General features: G+C 60.4%; 1 protein-coding gene and 3 pseudogenes. 1 reads left to right on the plus strand and 3 read right to left on the minus strand.

Annotation, left to right across the window (positions count from 1 at the left end; translation table 11 throughout):
* A pseudogene (locus OC184_RS20150) lies at positions 1-515 on the minus strand (transposase); the annotation flags it as partial.
* Between the two features lie 101 nt (positions 516-616).
* Between OC184_RS20150 and OC184_RS20155 the strand changes: the two are divergent.
* Positions 617-1,042 carry a hypothetical protein gene (locus OC184_RS20155; RefSeq protein ID WP_265508950.1) on the plus strand — a complete coding sequence of 142 codons (426 nt, stop codon included), beginning with the start codon at positions 617-619 and terminating at the stop codon, positions 1,040-1,042.
* Here the strand turns inward: OC184_RS20155 and OC184_RS20160 are convergent.
* Together OC184_RS20160 and OC184_RS20165 are read right to left on the minus strand one after the other, a co-directional pair.
* Positions 1,008-1,139, minus strand: a pseudogene (locus OC184_RS20160) (transposase); the annotation flags it as partial. The gene OC184_RS20155 and the pseudogene OC184_RS20160 overlap by 35 nt on opposite strands.
* A gap of 69 nt (positions 1,140-1,208) precedes the next feature.
* Positions 1,209-1,385, minus strand: a pseudogene (locus OC184_RS20165) (IS5/IS1182 family transposase); the annotation flags it as partial.

Genomic DNA, 1,385 nt, shown 5'->3' on the forward strand with positions numbered 1-1,385 from the left:
GTCTGTCATCCTCGGGCGACCATAGCTGCCCAAGCTCAGACGCGACTGTTTCTTGATATGCGCCAGGACGACCATGTCCATGCGCTGCCTATGGCTGGCTGGGCGGCTGCGAAAGGTCCGTAATCCACGCGGGCTGACATTCATCACCTGGCACAGCCGGTCGATCGGGAAGGCCCCATGCTGTTCTTCGATGAACCTGAACCTCACGGTGTCGGGCATTCACTCGGACCCATGGCGTTCATGCCCTCCATGGCTCGCGAAGAACTGGGTGGCTTTTTTAGGATGTCCCTCTCCTCCTTGAGGATACGGTTCTCGCGCCGAAGCCGTTCGTTCTCACGCGCCAGCTCGCGATCCTCGGCTGAGACTACGTCCGTGTCCCGAAGTGCGTTCACCCACTTATTGAGGGTCGACAAGCCGACCCCAAGATCATCCGCAACTTGACGCCGCGAAAGCCCGCTGGTCAGCGTAATCCGCACTGCATCCTTGCGAAATTCATCCGTCCTGACTGTGCCCATGGTTCATCTCCTCTGCTGCACATTACGTGGTCAAAGGAGCGGCACCAAACCGCGACAGGTCCAACACTTTCGAGGATGGACCGGCCTGCGCTGAGAGGATCATGACATTCTCTTTCAACGTTGAGCGAAAGCTCGAGCAGGGCGCGGGTCTGAGCAAGCATCTCGCGGGCCAGGACTGGATGCGTCAGGGCATGCGTCTCGTCACCGAGAAGGGGCGTCATGGAACTGCTAAGTTCCACGGCAAGGGACCAGTCGCGGCTTCGCTGTGCATCTATGATCCGCGCCTTCTTCTCCTCCATGTCGTTAACATAGGCCGCGCTCTCCGCTTCGCCGAACGGCGCTTCCTGACGCGCCATCATGCTTGCCACCGCCTAGCGCACCAGTTCCCGCATCAACGCCTTGGTCTGCCATGCGTTGACCGGCGCCTCCGCCAATTCCGCAATCATATTCCGCTCTCCCGCCTCGATGGCGGCAAGCAGGTCGGCAGACCGCTTTGGCACGCCACTTGTAGAACGTCGCGCTACTGATCCCATGCTCGCGGCACAGCTCAGGCACCGCCAAACCGGCCTCAGCCTGACGCAGCATGCCCATGATCTGGGCTTCGGTGAAACGGCTCTTCTTCATCTGAATCTCCTCGTTCATCCTGTCGAGAAAATTCTACTTCGCATCCCCTTAACCATGGGGAGGATTACCCTTGGAGAACGCCCGGCCGTAGTGTTTTGTGGCGCGCAGCGTCTCGTTCCGCGCCGTCACTGCCGGGCAGTCTTCCTTCCAAGGGCGCCCGTTCTTCCGGATCGGTATGATTGGCATGGCTTGCCGGTCGATGATGGCGGAGTGGCAGCGGCGGGTGTCGTAGGCACCGTCGGCGGT

Source organism: Paracoccus rhizosphaerae, assembly GCF_026162645.1.
GTDB lineage: Bacteria > Pseudomonadota > Alphaproteobacteria > Rhodobacterales > Rhodobacteraceae > Paracoccus > Paracoccus rhizosphaerae.